We start from the raw sequence: 12,956 nt of genomic DNA on the forward strand, positions 1-12,956 counted from the left end.
CGAACCGGGCGTGGGATGACTTGGCTATCTTACAAGGACTGCGTGACAGTTCAACCGTGCGTGGCCAGCAGCGCGCGGATCAGCAGGCTTTCGTCAGCGTCTTTCAGCGCTTTGGCGTCGGACAGCATGCGGCGCCACTGGCGGCCGCCGGGCTCGCCGTGGAACAGGCCCAGCACGTGGCGGGCGATGTGGCGCACGCTGCTGCCGTCTTGCAGGCGGTCGGCGATATAAGGCAACAGCGCTTCTACCACCTTGCCGCGCGACGGCACGTCGTGGGCGTCGCCGTAGAACTGCGCGTCCCAGGCGGCCATCAGGTAGGGGTTGTGGTAGGCCTCGCGGCCCACCATCACGCCGTCTACATGCTGCAGGTGGCCGGCGATCTCGGCATTGGTCTTGATGCCGCCGTTGATCAGGATCTCCAGATCGGGGCGCTCCTGCTTCAGGCGGTACACATAGTCGTACTTCAGCGGCGGGATCTCGCGGTTTTCCTTGGGGCTGAGGCCTTTCAGGATGGCGTTGCGCGCGTGCACGATGAAGGTATGGCAGCCGGCGTCGGCCACGGTGTCCACAAACGCCCGCATCATGTCGTAGCTGTCGATGTCATCGATGCCGATGCGGTGCTTGACGGTGACATCGATATCCACCGCGTCGCGCATGGCCTTCACGCAGTCGGCCACCAGCTGCGGCTCGGCCATCAGGCAGGCACCAAATGCGCCCTTCTGCACCCGCTCCGACGGGCAGCCCACGTTCAGGTTTACCTCGTCATAGCCCCATTCCTGTGCCAGACGGGCGCAGCGCGCCAGCTCGTCCGGCTCGCTACCACCCAGCTGCAGCGCGATAGGGTGCTCGGCCTCGTGGTAGCGCAGGTGGCGGCCCACGTCGCCGTACAGCAGCGCGCCGGTGGTCACCATCTCGGTGTACAGCCAGGTATGGCGGGTAATCAGGCGGGCAAAGTAGCGATAGTGGCGGTCAGTCCAGTCCAGCATCGGGGCAACGGACAGGGTGCGCGGCGGCAGGGCTTTGGGTGCTGCGGTCATCAATAAGGCGGCGGGGCCGTAAGCATTTGAAAAGAGTGCGGATTATCCGTGCGCGGGCCTTGGCGGTCAATCTTGCCGGCCCGGCCTTCCCTACCTGCGGTGCATCCTGCGGGGGCGGCCTTGCCTACAGCCGGCCCACGCCACACTTTTCGTGCCTGACAGCGGCCAGCGGCACAGGTATGGCGGTGGTCTGTGTTGAATCAGCGACAAATGACGATATCCCATTTGCAACACCCGCCGTATTTGATCTGGATCAAGTCTCACCCCAAACCATCCACTAGCATTCGTTTCCCTATAAATACCAGCCATATTTTCAATATTTTGTTAATTCCAAAGCAATAGCAATATATTTTATTCAAAATAAAATAAGGAGTACTTAAAGATATTTATGGCGCAGCTCATCCGGAAACTGGGGTTTGCAGACATACAGATGCACAAGCCTATCGATTATTCGATTTTCGACCGCTCGGGAAACCTGATCCTGCGCAAAGGCTTTGTGGTGTCCATGCCTGGCTTTGCCGAAAAACTGGTAGAGCGGGGCTATTTCATCGGTATATCCGAAGCGGGCGACTTGCCATCGGCAAAAGAAATCAAGACGCGCACGGTTCGCCGCCCTGAGCAGCAGACCAGCGTATTTATCGAGATGGCCAGCTTTGTCGAAGCCATCGCGCGGATTCATCGCATTATCCTGAGCCCGCCCAGCAACCTGGCCAATGTAGAAGAGCTGATGCGCAGCCGGGCCCACCAGCTGGTGGGCTTTATCGCGCACGACCCCGATGCGGTACTGGCCGCGCTCTACCTGCAGCAGCACGGGCAAGACCTGCGCGCCAACAAGCACGTGCTGGGGGCGGCGGTGTGCTACATGCTGGCCAGCCAGATTTGCCATGACGACATGGCACTGGATTCACTGCTGTGCGCCGCCCTGACGCGCGACCTGGCGCTGTACCACTTTGATAAAGGCCTGGGGGCACAAAAAGACCTGGGCGAGCTGGAACAGCTGGCGGTCTGGGAGCACACCAGCACGGCGGTAAAACTGCTGCAAAAGCACGGCATACAGGACAAGCAGTGGCTACTGCATGTGTACGAACACCACGAGCAACCCAATGGCCGGGGCTACCCGCTAGCCAAAACGCGCGGGGAAGCGCACGAGCTATCGCTGCTGCTGGGGCTGGCAGACGCGTACGCCGGCATGACCATCGCCAACAAATGGCGGCCCGGCATTTACCCGGCCAACACGCTGAAAGAGCTGTACCTGCAAAAGGACAGCAAGTATCTGGAAAGCCATATCGGGCTGCTCATCAAGAAGCTCACGCGCTTTCCCGCCGGCACTGTCGTGGCGCTGCAAAGCGGCGAGATCGGCGTCGTGAAGAACACGAACTACACCCGTAAAAGCCCGATGGTGTACTCCATCATTGACGAAAAGGGCTTCCCGCGTAGCGAACCCACCCCGCGCGACACCCTGAACGCCAAATACGAAATCAAAGGCTGCATTTCCCCCGAGCGCTGCAAAACCGCGCTGCTGGCTATCAAACGGATCTGGATGTAAGACATGAGCGACATCGAATACAAGGTTCCCCTGCACACCGCCATCGTGTCCAAGACCGACCTGAGCGGCATGATTACCTATGCCAATGACGCGTTTATCACCATCAGCGGTTTCAGCCGCGAAGAGCTGATAGGCAAACCCCACAATCTCGTGCGTCACCCGGACATGCCAGCGGCCGCCTTTGCCGACCTGTGGGCCACGGTGGAGCAAAACAAGCCCTGGCGCGGCCTTGTGAAAAACCGCACCAAAGATGGCGGGTTTTACTGGGTTCAGGCCACCATCGTGCCCGTTCGCAAAGCAGGCAAGGTCGTGGGCTATATGTCGGTGCGCTATGCCGCTAGCGACGCGCAGGTAAAAGAAGCCAAACGCGTGTATGCCCAGCCGAAGGTCAAGCTGGCCAAGCCGGGCTACCTGAAACGGCTGCTGTCGATCAAGTCGGGTTACATCGCCGGCTCGCTATTCGTGATTGCCCTGCTCATCACCGGTGGCATGCTGGGCATAGGCACCATCCGGCATAGTACCGGGCAGATCAACAAGGCCGACGCGCAATACCTGCGCAAGCTGGACACCATCAGCCAGCTGGAAATCGACGCGATCCGCGCCCAGACCGCCCCGGCCGAACAGCGCCAGGCCCGCATTGCCCAGCTGGCGAAGCACTATGCGGCCAACCCGCACACCCCGGCAGACATGCGTGACCGCCTGAAGGGGCTGGATGCGCTGAACAATGCCGCCCGTCTGGCACGCAGCACGGCCCTGGATGCCAGCCTGGGCCAGCAAATACATACGCTGGTGCAGATCGCCGCACAAAACCGGCAGCAGATTTTGCGCCAGTCGGCGCGGGAAGTTGGCCGCATCAACCAAGGCAATGAGCAGATTGTCGATATCTCGCTGCTGGGTATCGTGCTGGGCATCGTGACCGTGGTGGCGTTTGGCATGGTGTTCATGCGCCAGATCGTGCGGCCGCTGGACTCTGCCATCGAAAACTTCGAAAAAATTGCCGAAGGCGACCTTACCGGCGATGTACCGCTAGACGGTGCAGGCGAAACCGGGCACCTGCTGCGCTCCAGCGTGATCATGCAAATGCATCTGAAGGTTGTCATGGACGAGCTGAACCTGCTGGCCGGCCAGATCGATACCGCCTGCCTGAGCCTGAATACGGCCCTGTTCGAGATCAGCGACCATTCCGAGGTGCAACACGACAAGCTGGAAGAAGCCAAGTCGTTCATGTCGCTGGATTTCATCTACGAGCTATCCAACCAGCTCACCCTGCTGGAAACGCTGCTGGCCGATAGCGCAGTGCCGCCCGAAACCCGCGACTGCCTGGCCAGCATCACCAACCTGAACCGCCTGCAAACCTTTGCGCTGGAAGACTTCCTGGACAAGATCGACCTCATCCTGAAACTGATCGTATCCAACCGCCAGGACACGCAAGAAGCCTACGCCATGTCGGCCAAGCTGCACGAGGTAGCGCAAACGCTGAACAGCCTGGTGAACTACTTCGTACCGGACGGCAAGAAATACAATGCCTAAATTACGGAAAATCCATATCGACCAGGCCATGGTGGGCATGTATGTCGCCAGCCTGGATTGTGACTGGACGACACACCCGTTCTGGCTATCACGCTTTTCCATCCGCAATGCAGCGCAAATCGGCATGCTGCGGCAGGAAGGCATACAAACCTTCTATATCGACATCGAAAAAGGCCGGGATATCGCACCGGTATCCGGCCCCGCTGCACCAGCCAGTGCCACCGGCCGGCCGCAGCACAGCGCGCCAGCCCGCGCCACCTCCTTAAGCCAGGAGTTTGCCCTGGCGCGCGACATCGTGCAGCGTACCGAGGCCATTACGCAAACCCTGATGAAAGACGCCCGGCTGGGGCAAAGGCTGGATATCACGGCCCTGCGCGACATCAGCAGCGAGCTATCCGGCTCGCTGGACCGCAACGCCCTGGCACTGCGCATGGTGGCGCAGATGTACAGCAAGGATGCCTATACCTTTGAGCACTCGGTCAGCGTGGCCCTGCTGTTGATGATTCTGCAGCACCACCAGCGCGCACCGCACGATATCGTGGTGGAGGTGGGCCTGGGCGGGCTGCTGCACGACATAGGCAAGACACGCATCCCGCTACCGCTGCTGAACAAACCTGGCCGCCACACCGCGGAAGAGCGCCAGCAAATGCGCGAGCACGTACGCTTTAGCCAGATGATTCTGGATGAAAACGGTATCCGCTCGCCCATCATCCGCGCCATTGCCTTGCAGCACCACGAGCGCTACGACGGCACCGGCTACCCGCTAGGGCTGGCAGGGGACGCCATTTCGGTATACGGCCAACAAGCGGCCATTATCGATGTGTACGACGCCATTACCTCTGACCGCTGCTATCACAAAGGCCTGCCGGCACCGGTGGCTATCAAGAAAATCTTTGACCTGGGCAAAAACCACTTCGACCCGCAAGCCGTACGCGACGTGGTGCACTGTTTTGGCATCTACCCGCCGGGCACCCTGGTACGCCTGGCCAGCGGCAAGCTGGCGGTGGTCAGGCGCCATACCGATGGCGATTTGACCCGCCCCGAAGTGATTGTGTTTTTTGACACCCTGCGCAACCAGCGCCTTAAACCGGCAAGCGTCAACCTGGCCATACGCTATGGCCCCCATGCCGACGACCACGTGCTGCGCCATGAAGAGCCAGACGCCTGGCAGGCGCAGCTACCCGATATCCAGCAGCTCTTGCTGGATAGCCACTGATACAGCCCTTACTACTTTACCCTTACCGGCCCAATCACCATGCGCACCAACCTGCCCGTCAGCCAGACCGAAATACCGTTTACCGAAGGCATCATCGTGACCCGCACCACGCTGGATGGCACGATCAGCTATGCAAACGACAGCTTTGTACAGCTCTCCGGCTTTAGCCGGGAAGAGCTGGTCGGCCAGCCACACAATATGGTGCGCCACCCGGATATGCCGCCCGTCCTGTTTAAGGATATGTGGCACACCATCAAACAGGGCAACTGCTGGCAAGGGCTGGTGAAAAACCGCACCAAGGCCGGCGACTACTACTGGGTAGACGCTTTTGTCGTACCGGTACTGGAAGGCGACAATATCACTGGCTATATGTCGGTACGCACCCCGGCCAGCCGGGCCGATATCCAGCAAGCCGAGCAAACCTACGCTGCCATTCGCGCGGGTAAACGCTGGCAAAAGCCCCCGAAAACAGGCCGTATCATGGTGTGGTTCCGCCCGCTGTACGTCACCCTGATGACGCTGATGGTCGTCCTGGCTGGCCTGACCCACCCGGACAACAGCGGCCTGCTGATCAGTGCGCTAGGCATGCTGGCGACGGGCGCATGGCTATGGGTGGAACGCCAGCGCAAGCAACAACAACAAGCGCTGCTACACGCCTGTCGCAACATTGCCCAGGGCAAGCTGACCAACCCGCTGAGCATCCACCGGGCCGGCGACCAGGGCAAGATAGAAACGGCGCTGGCCTATATGCAGGTCAACCTGAAAGTCATGCTGGATAACCTGCAAATGTCGGCACAGCAGCAAACGTGCAATACCCAGCATGTACAAGTGGCGGTCAGCGAGCTGCTGGGGCATATCGATGACAGCACCACGGCCGTGACCCAGATGGGCGCGGCGGTAGAAGAGCTCTCCACATCTATAGAACAAGTCGCCGCCCATGCCGAACACACCGCACGGCTAAGCCAGCACACCCGAGAAGACCTGCAGCAAAGTGTGGCGCAGATGGCCAGCTCGCAGCACCGTAACCAGGCCGCCGCACACGCTGTGGAAGAAGCACAGAACACCATTCGTGCGCTATCCAGTGCCATTGGCAGCATTTCCCAGGTAACACAAACCATCCACGATATTGCCGACCAGACCAACCTGCTGGCCCTGAATGCCGCCATCGAAGCAGCACGCGCAGGCGAAAGCGGCCGCGGCTTTGCCGTGGTGGCGGACGAAGTACGCAAGCTGGCCGAACGCACCAGCCTGAGCACCGACGAAATCAAACACCTGGTCAGCAATGTCCAGCAGGCCGCCAAAGGCACGGTAGACGCCATCGCGGCCATCACCCAGGAAACCAAAGCAGGCGTAGAAACCGTGCAGCACACCCAAGCCAGGCTGGGCACCCTGCAGCAAAGCTCGGGGGACATGAACATGATGATGCAGGAGATTGCCGTGACCAACGCCCAGCAGTCCGCCACCGCCAGCCACCTGGCTGAACGCATGGCACTGATTTCGGCCCGATTCGACGCCTCTACCGAACAAATCGCCACCGCCAGGCTCGCCATTGCCGGCCTGGCCAATGAGGCTGCCCAAGTCGCCACCCTGGCCGGCGCCTTTGAGGTAGAAAAACGCTAAGACGCCGCCCGGCAATCATGCTGTTACAGACACAGGCTTGCCGGGGAAAGCACAGGCGGCGATACTCCGTTTTTTAGCCGACTGCGCCCCATGAAACACACCGTGCTTTTTGTTGAGGACGACGCCGAGCTGGCCGCGCTGATGCGCGACTTTCTGGCGCGCCACGATCTGGACGTGATCATCGAGCCACGCGGGGACACCGCGCTGGATGCCGTTGCCCGCGTGCAGCCCGCACTCATCCTGCTGGATATCATGCTGCCCGGCAAAGACGGCCTGACCCTGTGCCGCGAGCTGCGGCCAACCTTCCACGGCCCCATCGTGATGCTGACCTCGCTGGATAGCGACATGAACCATATCCTGGGGCTGGAGCTGGGTGCCAACGACTACATCCTCAAAACCACCCCGCCCGCCGTGGTGGCCGCCCGCCTGCGCGCCCAGCTGCGCCAGCACCAGCCTGCCAGCCCAGCCAGCGCGGCACCGGCCAGCCAGCCACAGCACCTGACATTTGGCACGCTGGTCATTGATGAGCCCTGCCGCGAAGTGCTGCTGGATGGCGAACGCATCGCGCTGTCCACCTCTGATTTTGATTTGCTGTGGCAGCTGGCCAGCCACGCTGGCGAAGTGCAAGACCGCGATACCCTGCTACGCGTGATGCGCGGCCTGAGCTACGATGGCCTGGACCGCAGCATCGACATTGCCGTTTCGCGCCTGCGCAAAAAACTGGGCGATGACCCGCTGGCCCCCCAGCGCATCAAGACCGTACGTAACAAAGGCTACCTGTTCTCGCCTGCGGGCTGGTAAACCATGCGCAAACTGTTTATCCAGTTTTACCTGTTGCTGATTTTCAGTTTTCTGGTGGCCGTGTCGCTGGCCGGCCTGGTGTACAAGGAGGTCGCCGAAAAAGCCGGCGACCGCGCGCTGGCCGACCTACTGAAAACCACGCTGACGTTGATCGAGCACACGCTGGATGGCGTGCCGCAGCAGCAATGGCCGGCAGAGCTGGCCAAGCTGGACCACGAGCTGGATTTCAACGTGGCCCTGCAGCCGCTACAAAGCCTGCCGCTGGACGCACAATCCATGCAGGCCCTGGTACGCGGCGATATCGTGATGCTGGAAGACGACCTGACCTATCTGCAGCGGGTCAAACAGTCGCCCTACGCCCTGGTGGCCGGGCCCATGAGCTACCTGGTGTTCATGCACGAGCTCAAATGGCTGGACTACGCGCTGCTCACCATGATCGGCCTATCGCTAGCCATACCGGTACTGCTATGGATGCGGCCACACTGGAGCGAGCTGGTACAGCTGGAAAACGCGGCCAAACAGCTCAGCCAGGGACAGTTTCAGGCGCGCGTCAGCCTGGCGCCTGCCTCTGGCCTGCAGCCGCTGGCGCGTGGCTTCAACCATATGGCCGAAAGCGTGGAGCGGCTACTGGAAAGCAAGCAAACCCTGATCAATGCGGTAGCCCACGAGCTGCGCACACCACTGGCGCGGCTACGCTACCGCCTGGCGCTGCTGGACGTGGATGCGGCCAACCCGGTACACGACGGCATAGAGCGCGACCTGAGCAGCATCGGCTCGCTGATTGACGAGCTGCTGCTACACGCCCGCCTAGGCCGCCCCGACTTGCCCATGCAGCCGGTCACCCTGCCCGCCCACGCCTGGCTGCGCCAGCGCCTGGACGACCTGAGCAGCCACCACCCACAGCTGCGGGTAAGGCTGCGGGTATGCCAGGACAGCCTGCACGGCGACCCTACCCTACTGGCACGCGCGCTGGATAACCTGCTGAACAATGCGGCCAACTATGGCCGCGGCGAGATCGAGCTGGGGTTTCAGGTGCAACATGGCGAGCAGCAGCTCAGCGTGGCGGATAACGGGCACGGTATTGCGGCGGCCGACCGTAGCCGCGTGCTGGAGCCGTTTGTGCGGCTAGACCCCAGCCGCGATAAAAACCAGGCGGGCTATGGCCTGGGCCTGGCCATCGTGCAGCAGATCATGCTGGCCCACCATGGCCAGATCCGCATCGATGACAGCACGCTAGGCGGGGCGCGCTTTACCTTGAGCTGGCCTGAGCAACAAAGCGATACAACGATGAACAATTCATAACAGACAAGCAGCCTGCAGCTACCTAACATGGCGCCAAGCGTTGAACCCAACGTATACACCCTATTTTGCAAAGGATTTCACCATGAAAAAACTGACTCTGGTTGCTGCTGGTCTGGCTTTCGCTGTTGCTGCTTCCGCTGGTTTCGCTGCTGATGCCAAGAAGCCTGCTGCTTCCGCACCTGCTGCTGAAAAGAAAGTAGAAAAGAAGGCTGAAAAGAAAGCCGAGAAAAAAGTTGTCAAGGCTAAAAAAGCCGCTTCCGCTGCCAAGTAATCCGGCTGCAGGATAGAAAAAGGGCACCGCTTGGTGCCCTTTTTTCATGATGGCGGCGTTGCCCGCCAAGGTTGGCCGCACGCGCCTGGCTAGCTTGCCAGCGCTTGCTTTTGCAGGGCTACCAGCTCGCCAATACCTTTTTCGGCCAGCGCCATCAGCGCGTTCATCTCGTCACGGCTAAACGGCGCACCTTCTGCCGTGCCCTGTACCTCGATAAAACGGCCATCGCCAGTCATCACCACATTCATATCGGTTTCGCAGCCGGAATCCTCGATATAGTCCAGGTCCAGCACCGGCTGGCCAGCCACTACCCCCACCGAGATGGCTGCCACGTGGTCACGCAAGGGGCATTCTGTCAGCTTGCCTGCGGCCAGCAGCCCGGCAATGGCATCGGCCAGCGCCACGAAGGCACCGGTAATGCTGGCGGTACGGGTGCCACCATCGGCCTGAATCACATCGCAGTCGATCAGGATCTGGCGCTCGCCCAGCTTTTGCAGATCTACCACCGCGCGCAGGCTACGGCCAATCAGGCGCTGGATTTCCTGCGTGCGGCCAGACTGCTTGCCACTGGCGGCTTCGCGGCGCATGCGGCTGCCGGTAGAGCGTGGCAGCATGCCGTACTCTGCCGTTACCCAGCCCTGACCTTTGCCTTTAAGGAATGATGGCACCGACTCTTCTACGCTGGCGGTGCAGATCACTTTGGTATCACCACACTCTATCAACACCGAGCCTTCGGCATGTTTGGTGTAGTGGCGGGTAAGACGGACGGTGCGCAGGGCATCTGCGGCGCGTTGGGATGGGCGCATGCGGTTTCTCGGGGTGCGTCAGAAAGCGGCATTCTAACGCAAAGCGCCAGCGGGCTGACGCCTGTCAGCCGCGGGGCAAGCCCTGGGTCAGCTCGCTGTCCATCAGGGTGGACTGCCAGGTTTGTTCTGCCTGGGTATCGGCCAGGGTTTCGCTATCAATGAAACCATCACGCCCGGGCACATACTGCTCGTCGGACAGTAGCTGCAAGGCAATGGCGCTCAGGTTATCGCTGTGCACGCCGGCGCGCTTGTCTGCCACGCTCAGCAAAGCCGGCACCACCATGGCGGGCAAGCGGCCAACAAAGGCGCGGGCGATTTCATCGTCGCGCAGCGGCCCCCACACGCCATCGGAACACAGCAGCAGCGTATCGCCGTTTGCCAGTGCCTGGGTGTCTGCCAGCTCGATATCCGGCTCGCCTATGGCGCCCAGGCAGTTGTAGATGCGGTTGCGGGCCGGGTGGTCGTGCGCGTCGGCCTCGTTCAGAAAGCCGGTATCGATCAGGCGCTGTACATGGCTATGGTCGCGGCTACGCCAGGCTACCTGGCCGTCGCGCAGTAGATAAAAGCGCGAATCACCGGCATGCGCCACCCAGGCCTCGCCATCCTGAATCACCGCTACCACCAGCGTGGTGCTGGGCACTTCGCTCATGCGGTGGCGAATGGCGTGGTCCAGTATGGCCTGGTGCGACTCTTGCCCGGCATTGAGCAAAAAGCGCCGCGGGTGCTGCAGCTTCGGCTTGGCAGCTTTTTTGAACAGCTCGCTAAATACGTCTACGGCAATCTGCGCCGCCACCTCGCCATGGGCGTGGCCACCCATGCCATCGGCCAGTACCAATAGCTGGGCTTGCTGGGTACAGACTACCCCGATGCGGTCTTCGTTATAGGGGCGGCTACCTACCCGGGTATCTACCGCAATGGCAAACTTCATGCTTATCGCCCTATCAGCCGGCCAAACCAGGCGGCTACGCCGCGCGGTGGCTCGGGTGTAACATAGTTTTTGTCACGCAGCCGCTTTTGCATTTCGCTCAGGCTGGCCAGGCGGGTGAGCGGGTCCAGCCCCAGGCACTCGTCTACCAGTGCCAGCAGGGCGGGCGAATAGTAGCGGGCAAACGCCTTGCTGGCCGGCACGACTTTGTCCTGTTTCAGGCGCTGGTCGGCAGACTGCAGCTTGTCCCCGCCCATGGCCACGTACATGCAGGCCCCCAGCGCATAGATATCCGTCCACGGCCCCAGCTTGGCCTGGGCATCGTACTGCTCGGGCGCCGCGTAGCCGGGGGTAAACATGCTGGCCAGGTGTTGCGCCCGGCCCAGCGTCTGCCGTGCGGCACCAAAGTCCAGCAACACCGGCGTGCCGTTACGGCGCAGGTATATGTTGGCCGGCTTGATATCCAGGTGCAGCAGATGCTGCAGGTGCACCTCGCGCAGGCCGCCTATCAGCTCGGCAAACAAGCGGCGCAGGCGCGGCTCGGCCAGGCCCTTGGGTGACAGCTCGATTTCCTTGGCCAGCGGTCTGCCTTCGGTATAGTCCATCACCATGTAGACCGTCTGGTTGGCACGAAAGAAGTTCGTCACCCGCACGATATTGGGGTGTTGAATGGCGGCCAGAATGCGCGCCTCTTCAAAGAAACACTTCAACCCCAGCTTGAACGCCTCCCGGTCCAGCTCGTTCAGTACAGTGACATCGGTCTGCCCGCGCCGCCCGGTCATGGAAAGCGGCAGGTATTCCTTAATAGCGTATTTGCGGTCGTACTGGTCCAGTGCCAGGTAAACCTCGCTAAAGCCGCCGGAACTCAGGCTGCGCACCACGGTGTAGTCTTCCAGCCGGGTACCTACCGGCAGTGCTCGCTGCTTGGATTGCGTAGTGTCCATTGTTATAGTGTGCCAGCCTCTGGATCGATAGAACGATCCGGGGTCTGTTTCCAATTATTCATTCTGTTTCGGGAGCCCCCATGATTTTAAGCATGACAGGCTTTGCCTCTACCACCCGCGAGTTTCCGGGTGGCCTGTTGTCGATCGAGCTGCGTGCGGTCAATCACCGCTATCTTGACGTGCAAATGCGCCTGCCGGAAGAGCTGCGCATTATCGAACCACAATTGCGCGAGCTGATCGGCGGCCGCGTGACCCGCGGTAAAGTGGAATGCCGCATCGGCCTGAACCAGACCGACAATGATACCCCACAGCTGGAGCTGAACCGCGACACCGTACAACGCCTGCTGGCAGTCAGCGCCGAAGTACGCGAGCTAGCCCCGCAAGTACGCGACCTGGGCATGGGCGAGCTGCTGCGCTGGCCTGGCGTGCTCAAATCGAACTCGCTGGCGCCGGAAGTGCTGCACCAGCTGTGCCTGGAAGGCCTGAACGCCGTACTGGGCGACTTCCGCGATACCCGCGGGCGCGAGGGCAGCAAACTGGCCCAGGTACTGCAAGACCGGATCAGCGGTATGGACCGCATTATCGCAGACGTCAAACCACGCCTGCCGGTGATTCTGGAAGCTTACCGCACCAGGTTGGCCGCACGCCTGCAAGAAGCACTGGGCAATGTAGACGACGATCGCATCAAGCAGGAATTTGCCCTGTTTGCCCAGAAGATCGATGTAGACGAAGAGCTGGAACGCCTGACGACCCACCTGGCGGAAGTACGCCGCATCCTGAAAACCGGTGGCCAGGTTGGCAAACGCCTGGACTTCCTGATGCAAGAGCTGAACCGCGAAGCCAATACGCTAGGCTCCAAATCGGTTTCCACCGAAACCACCCAGGCCTCGGTAGAGCTGAAAGTGCTGATAGAACAGATGCGCGAGCAGATCCAGAACGTGGAATAAGCCTGCCCCGC

At 60.9% G+C, this 12,956-nt stretch carries 12 protein-coding genes; 8 read left to right on the forward strand and 4 right to left on the reverse strand.

The features are described 5' to 3' along the window. Nucleotides 1-50: 50 nt before the first annotated feature. Nucleotides 51-1,037: a tRNA dihydrouridine(20/20a) synthase DusA gene (dusA, locus tag FLQ44_RS17405; protein WP_147695409.1), complete on the reverse strand. Its 987-nt coding sequence runs from the start codon at nucleotides 1,035-1,037 to the stop codon at nucleotides 51-53. Between the two features lie 430 nt (nucleotides 1,038-1,467). On the opposite strand from dusA, the gene FLQ44_RS17410 reads away from it, so the two are divergent. The 7 genes from FLQ44_RS17410 (at nucleotide 1,468) to FLQ44_RS17440 (ending at nucleotide 9,323) form a co-directional block, all read left to right on the forward strand. Further along, complete coding sequence (locus tag FLQ44_RS17410) at nucleotides 1,468-2,583, forward strand: HD-GYP domain-containing protein (protein WP_147695410.1); 1,116 nt, start codon at nucleotides 1,468-1,470, stop codon at nucleotides 2,581-2,583. A 3-nt stretch (nucleotides 2,584-2,586) separates the two neighbouring features. After that, nucleotides 2,587-4,113: a methyl-accepting chemotaxis protein gene (locus FLQ44_RS17415; protein WP_147695411.1), complete on the forward strand. Its 1,527-nt coding sequence runs from the start codon at nucleotides 2,587-2,589 to the stop codon at nucleotides 4,111-4,113. Beyond that, complete coding sequence (locus FLQ44_RS17420) at nucleotides 4,106-5,329, forward strand: cyclic di-GMP phosphodiesterase (protein WP_147695412.1); 1,224 nt, start codon at nucleotides 4,106-4,108, stop codon at nucleotides 5,327-5,329. Before FLQ44_RS17415 ends, FLQ44_RS17420 begins: the two co-directional genes overlap by 8 nt. 39 nt (nucleotides 5,330-5,368) lie before the next feature. After that, nucleotides 5,369-6,949 carry a methyl-accepting chemotaxis protein gene (locus tag FLQ44_RS17425; protein ID WP_147695413.1) on the forward strand — a complete coding sequence of 527 codons (1,581 nt, stop codon included), beginning with the start codon at nucleotides 5,369-5,371 and terminating at the stop codon, nucleotides 6,947-6,949. Between the two features lie 102 nt (nucleotides 6,950-7,051). Continuing rightward, nucleotides 7,052-7,750 carry a two-component system response regulator RstA gene (rstA, locus tag FLQ44_RS17430; RefSeq protein ID WP_240801326.1) on the forward strand — a complete coding sequence of 233 codons (699 nt, stop codon included), beginning with the start codon at nucleotides 7,052-7,054 and terminating at the stop codon, nucleotides 7,748-7,750. A 3-nt stretch (nucleotides 7,751-7,753) separates the two neighbouring features. Further along, a complete protein-coding gene (gene rstB, locus FLQ44_RS17435) occupies nucleotides 7,754-9,052 on the forward strand; it encodes a two-component system sensor histidine kinase RstB (RefSeq protein WP_147695415.1) in 1,299 nt (432 codons plus the stop codon). A gap of 82 nt (nucleotides 9,053-9,134) precedes the next feature. Next, nucleotides 9,135-9,323, forward strand: a complete 189-nt coding sequence (locus FLQ44_RS17440) for a hypothetical protein (protein WP_147689030.1) — start codon at nucleotides 9,135-9,137, stop codon at nucleotides 9,321-9,323. 89 nt (nucleotides 9,324-9,412) lie between these two features. Here FLQ44_RS17440 and rph read toward each other — a convergent pair whose 3' ends face one another. The 3 genes from rph to FLQ44_RS17455 form a co-directional block, all read right to left on the reverse strand. Further along, nucleotides 9,413-10,129 carry a ribonuclease PH gene (gene rph, locus FLQ44_RS17445; RefSeq protein ID WP_147695416.1) on the reverse strand — a complete coding sequence of 239 codons (717 nt, stop codon included), beginning with the start codon at nucleotides 10,127-10,129 and terminating at the stop codon, nucleotides 9,413-9,415. A gap of 64 nt (nucleotides 10,130-10,193) precedes the next feature. After that, nucleotides 10,194-11,057: a PP2C family protein-serine/threonine phosphatase gene (locus tag FLQ44_RS17450; protein ID WP_147695417.1), complete on the reverse strand. Its 864-nt coding sequence runs from the start codon at nucleotides 11,055-11,057 to the stop codon at nucleotides 10,194-10,196. Between the two features lie 2 nt (nucleotides 11,058-11,059). Then, nucleotides 11,060-11,998, reverse strand: a complete 939-nt coding sequence (locus tag FLQ44_RS17455) for a serine/threonine protein kinase (protein ID WP_147695418.1) — start codon at nucleotides 11,996-11,998, stop codon at nucleotides 11,060-11,062. Nucleotides 11,999-12,078: 80 nt separating this feature from the next. On the opposite strand from FLQ44_RS17455, the gene FLQ44_RS17460 reads away from it, so the two are divergent. Then, the gene (locus tag FLQ44_RS17460) at nucleotides 12,079-12,945 is read left to right on the forward strand and encodes a YicC/YloC family endoribonuclease (protein ID WP_147695419.1); all 867 of its coding nucleotides are present in this window, start codon (nucleotides 12,079-12,081) and stop codon (nucleotides 12,943-12,945) included. The last annotated feature ends 11 nt before the right edge of the window (nucleotides 12,946-12,956 follow it).

The organism is Vogesella mureinivorans, from assembly GCF_007644035.1.
GTDB classification, from domain to species: Bacteria; Pseudomonadota; Gammaproteobacteria; order Burkholderiales; family Chromobacteriaceae; genus Vogesella; species Vogesella mureinivorans.

Coding starts and splice junctions, on each gene's coding strand:
- dusA (WP_147695409.1), bottom strand. CDS start 1,037: ATGACCGCAGCACCCAAAGCCCTGCCGCCGCGCACCCTGTCCGTTGCC.
- FLQ44_RS17410 (WP_147695410.1), top strand. CDS start 1,468: ATGCACAAGCCTATCGATTATTCGATTTTCGACCGCTCGGGAAACCTG.
- FLQ44_RS17415 (WP_147695411.1), top strand. CDS start 2,587: ATGAGCGACATCGAATACAAGGTTCCCCTGCACACCGCCATCGTGTCC.
- FLQ44_RS17420 (WP_147695412.1), top strand. CDS start 4,106: ATGCCTAAATTACGGAAAATCCATATCGACCAGGCCATGGTGGGCATG.
- FLQ44_RS17425 (WP_147695413.1), top strand. CDS start 5,369: ATGCGCACCAACCTGCCCGTCAGCCAGACCGAAATACCGTTTACCGAA.
- rstB (WP_147695415.1), top strand. CDS start 7,754: ATGCGCAAACTGTTTATCCAGTTTTACCTGTTGCTGATTTTCAGTTTT.
- FLQ44_RS17440 (WP_147689030.1), top strand. CDS start 9,135: ATGAAAAAACTGACTCTGGTTGCTGCTGGTCTGGCTTTCGCTGTTGCT.
- rph (WP_147695416.1), bottom strand. CDS start 10,129: ATGCGCCCATCCCAACGCGCCGCAGATGCCCTGCGCACCGTCCGTCTT.
- FLQ44_RS17450 (WP_147695417.1), bottom strand. CDS start 11,057: ATGAAGTTTGCCATTGCGGTAGATACCCGGGTAGGTAGCCGCCCCTAT.
- FLQ44_RS17455 (WP_147695418.1), bottom strand. CDS start 11,998: ATGGACACTACGCAATCCAAGCAGCGAGCACTGCCGGTAGGTACCCGG.
- FLQ44_RS17460 (WP_147695419.1), top strand. CDS start 12,079: ATGATTTTAAGCATGACAGGCTTTGCCTCTACCACCCGCGAGTTTCCG.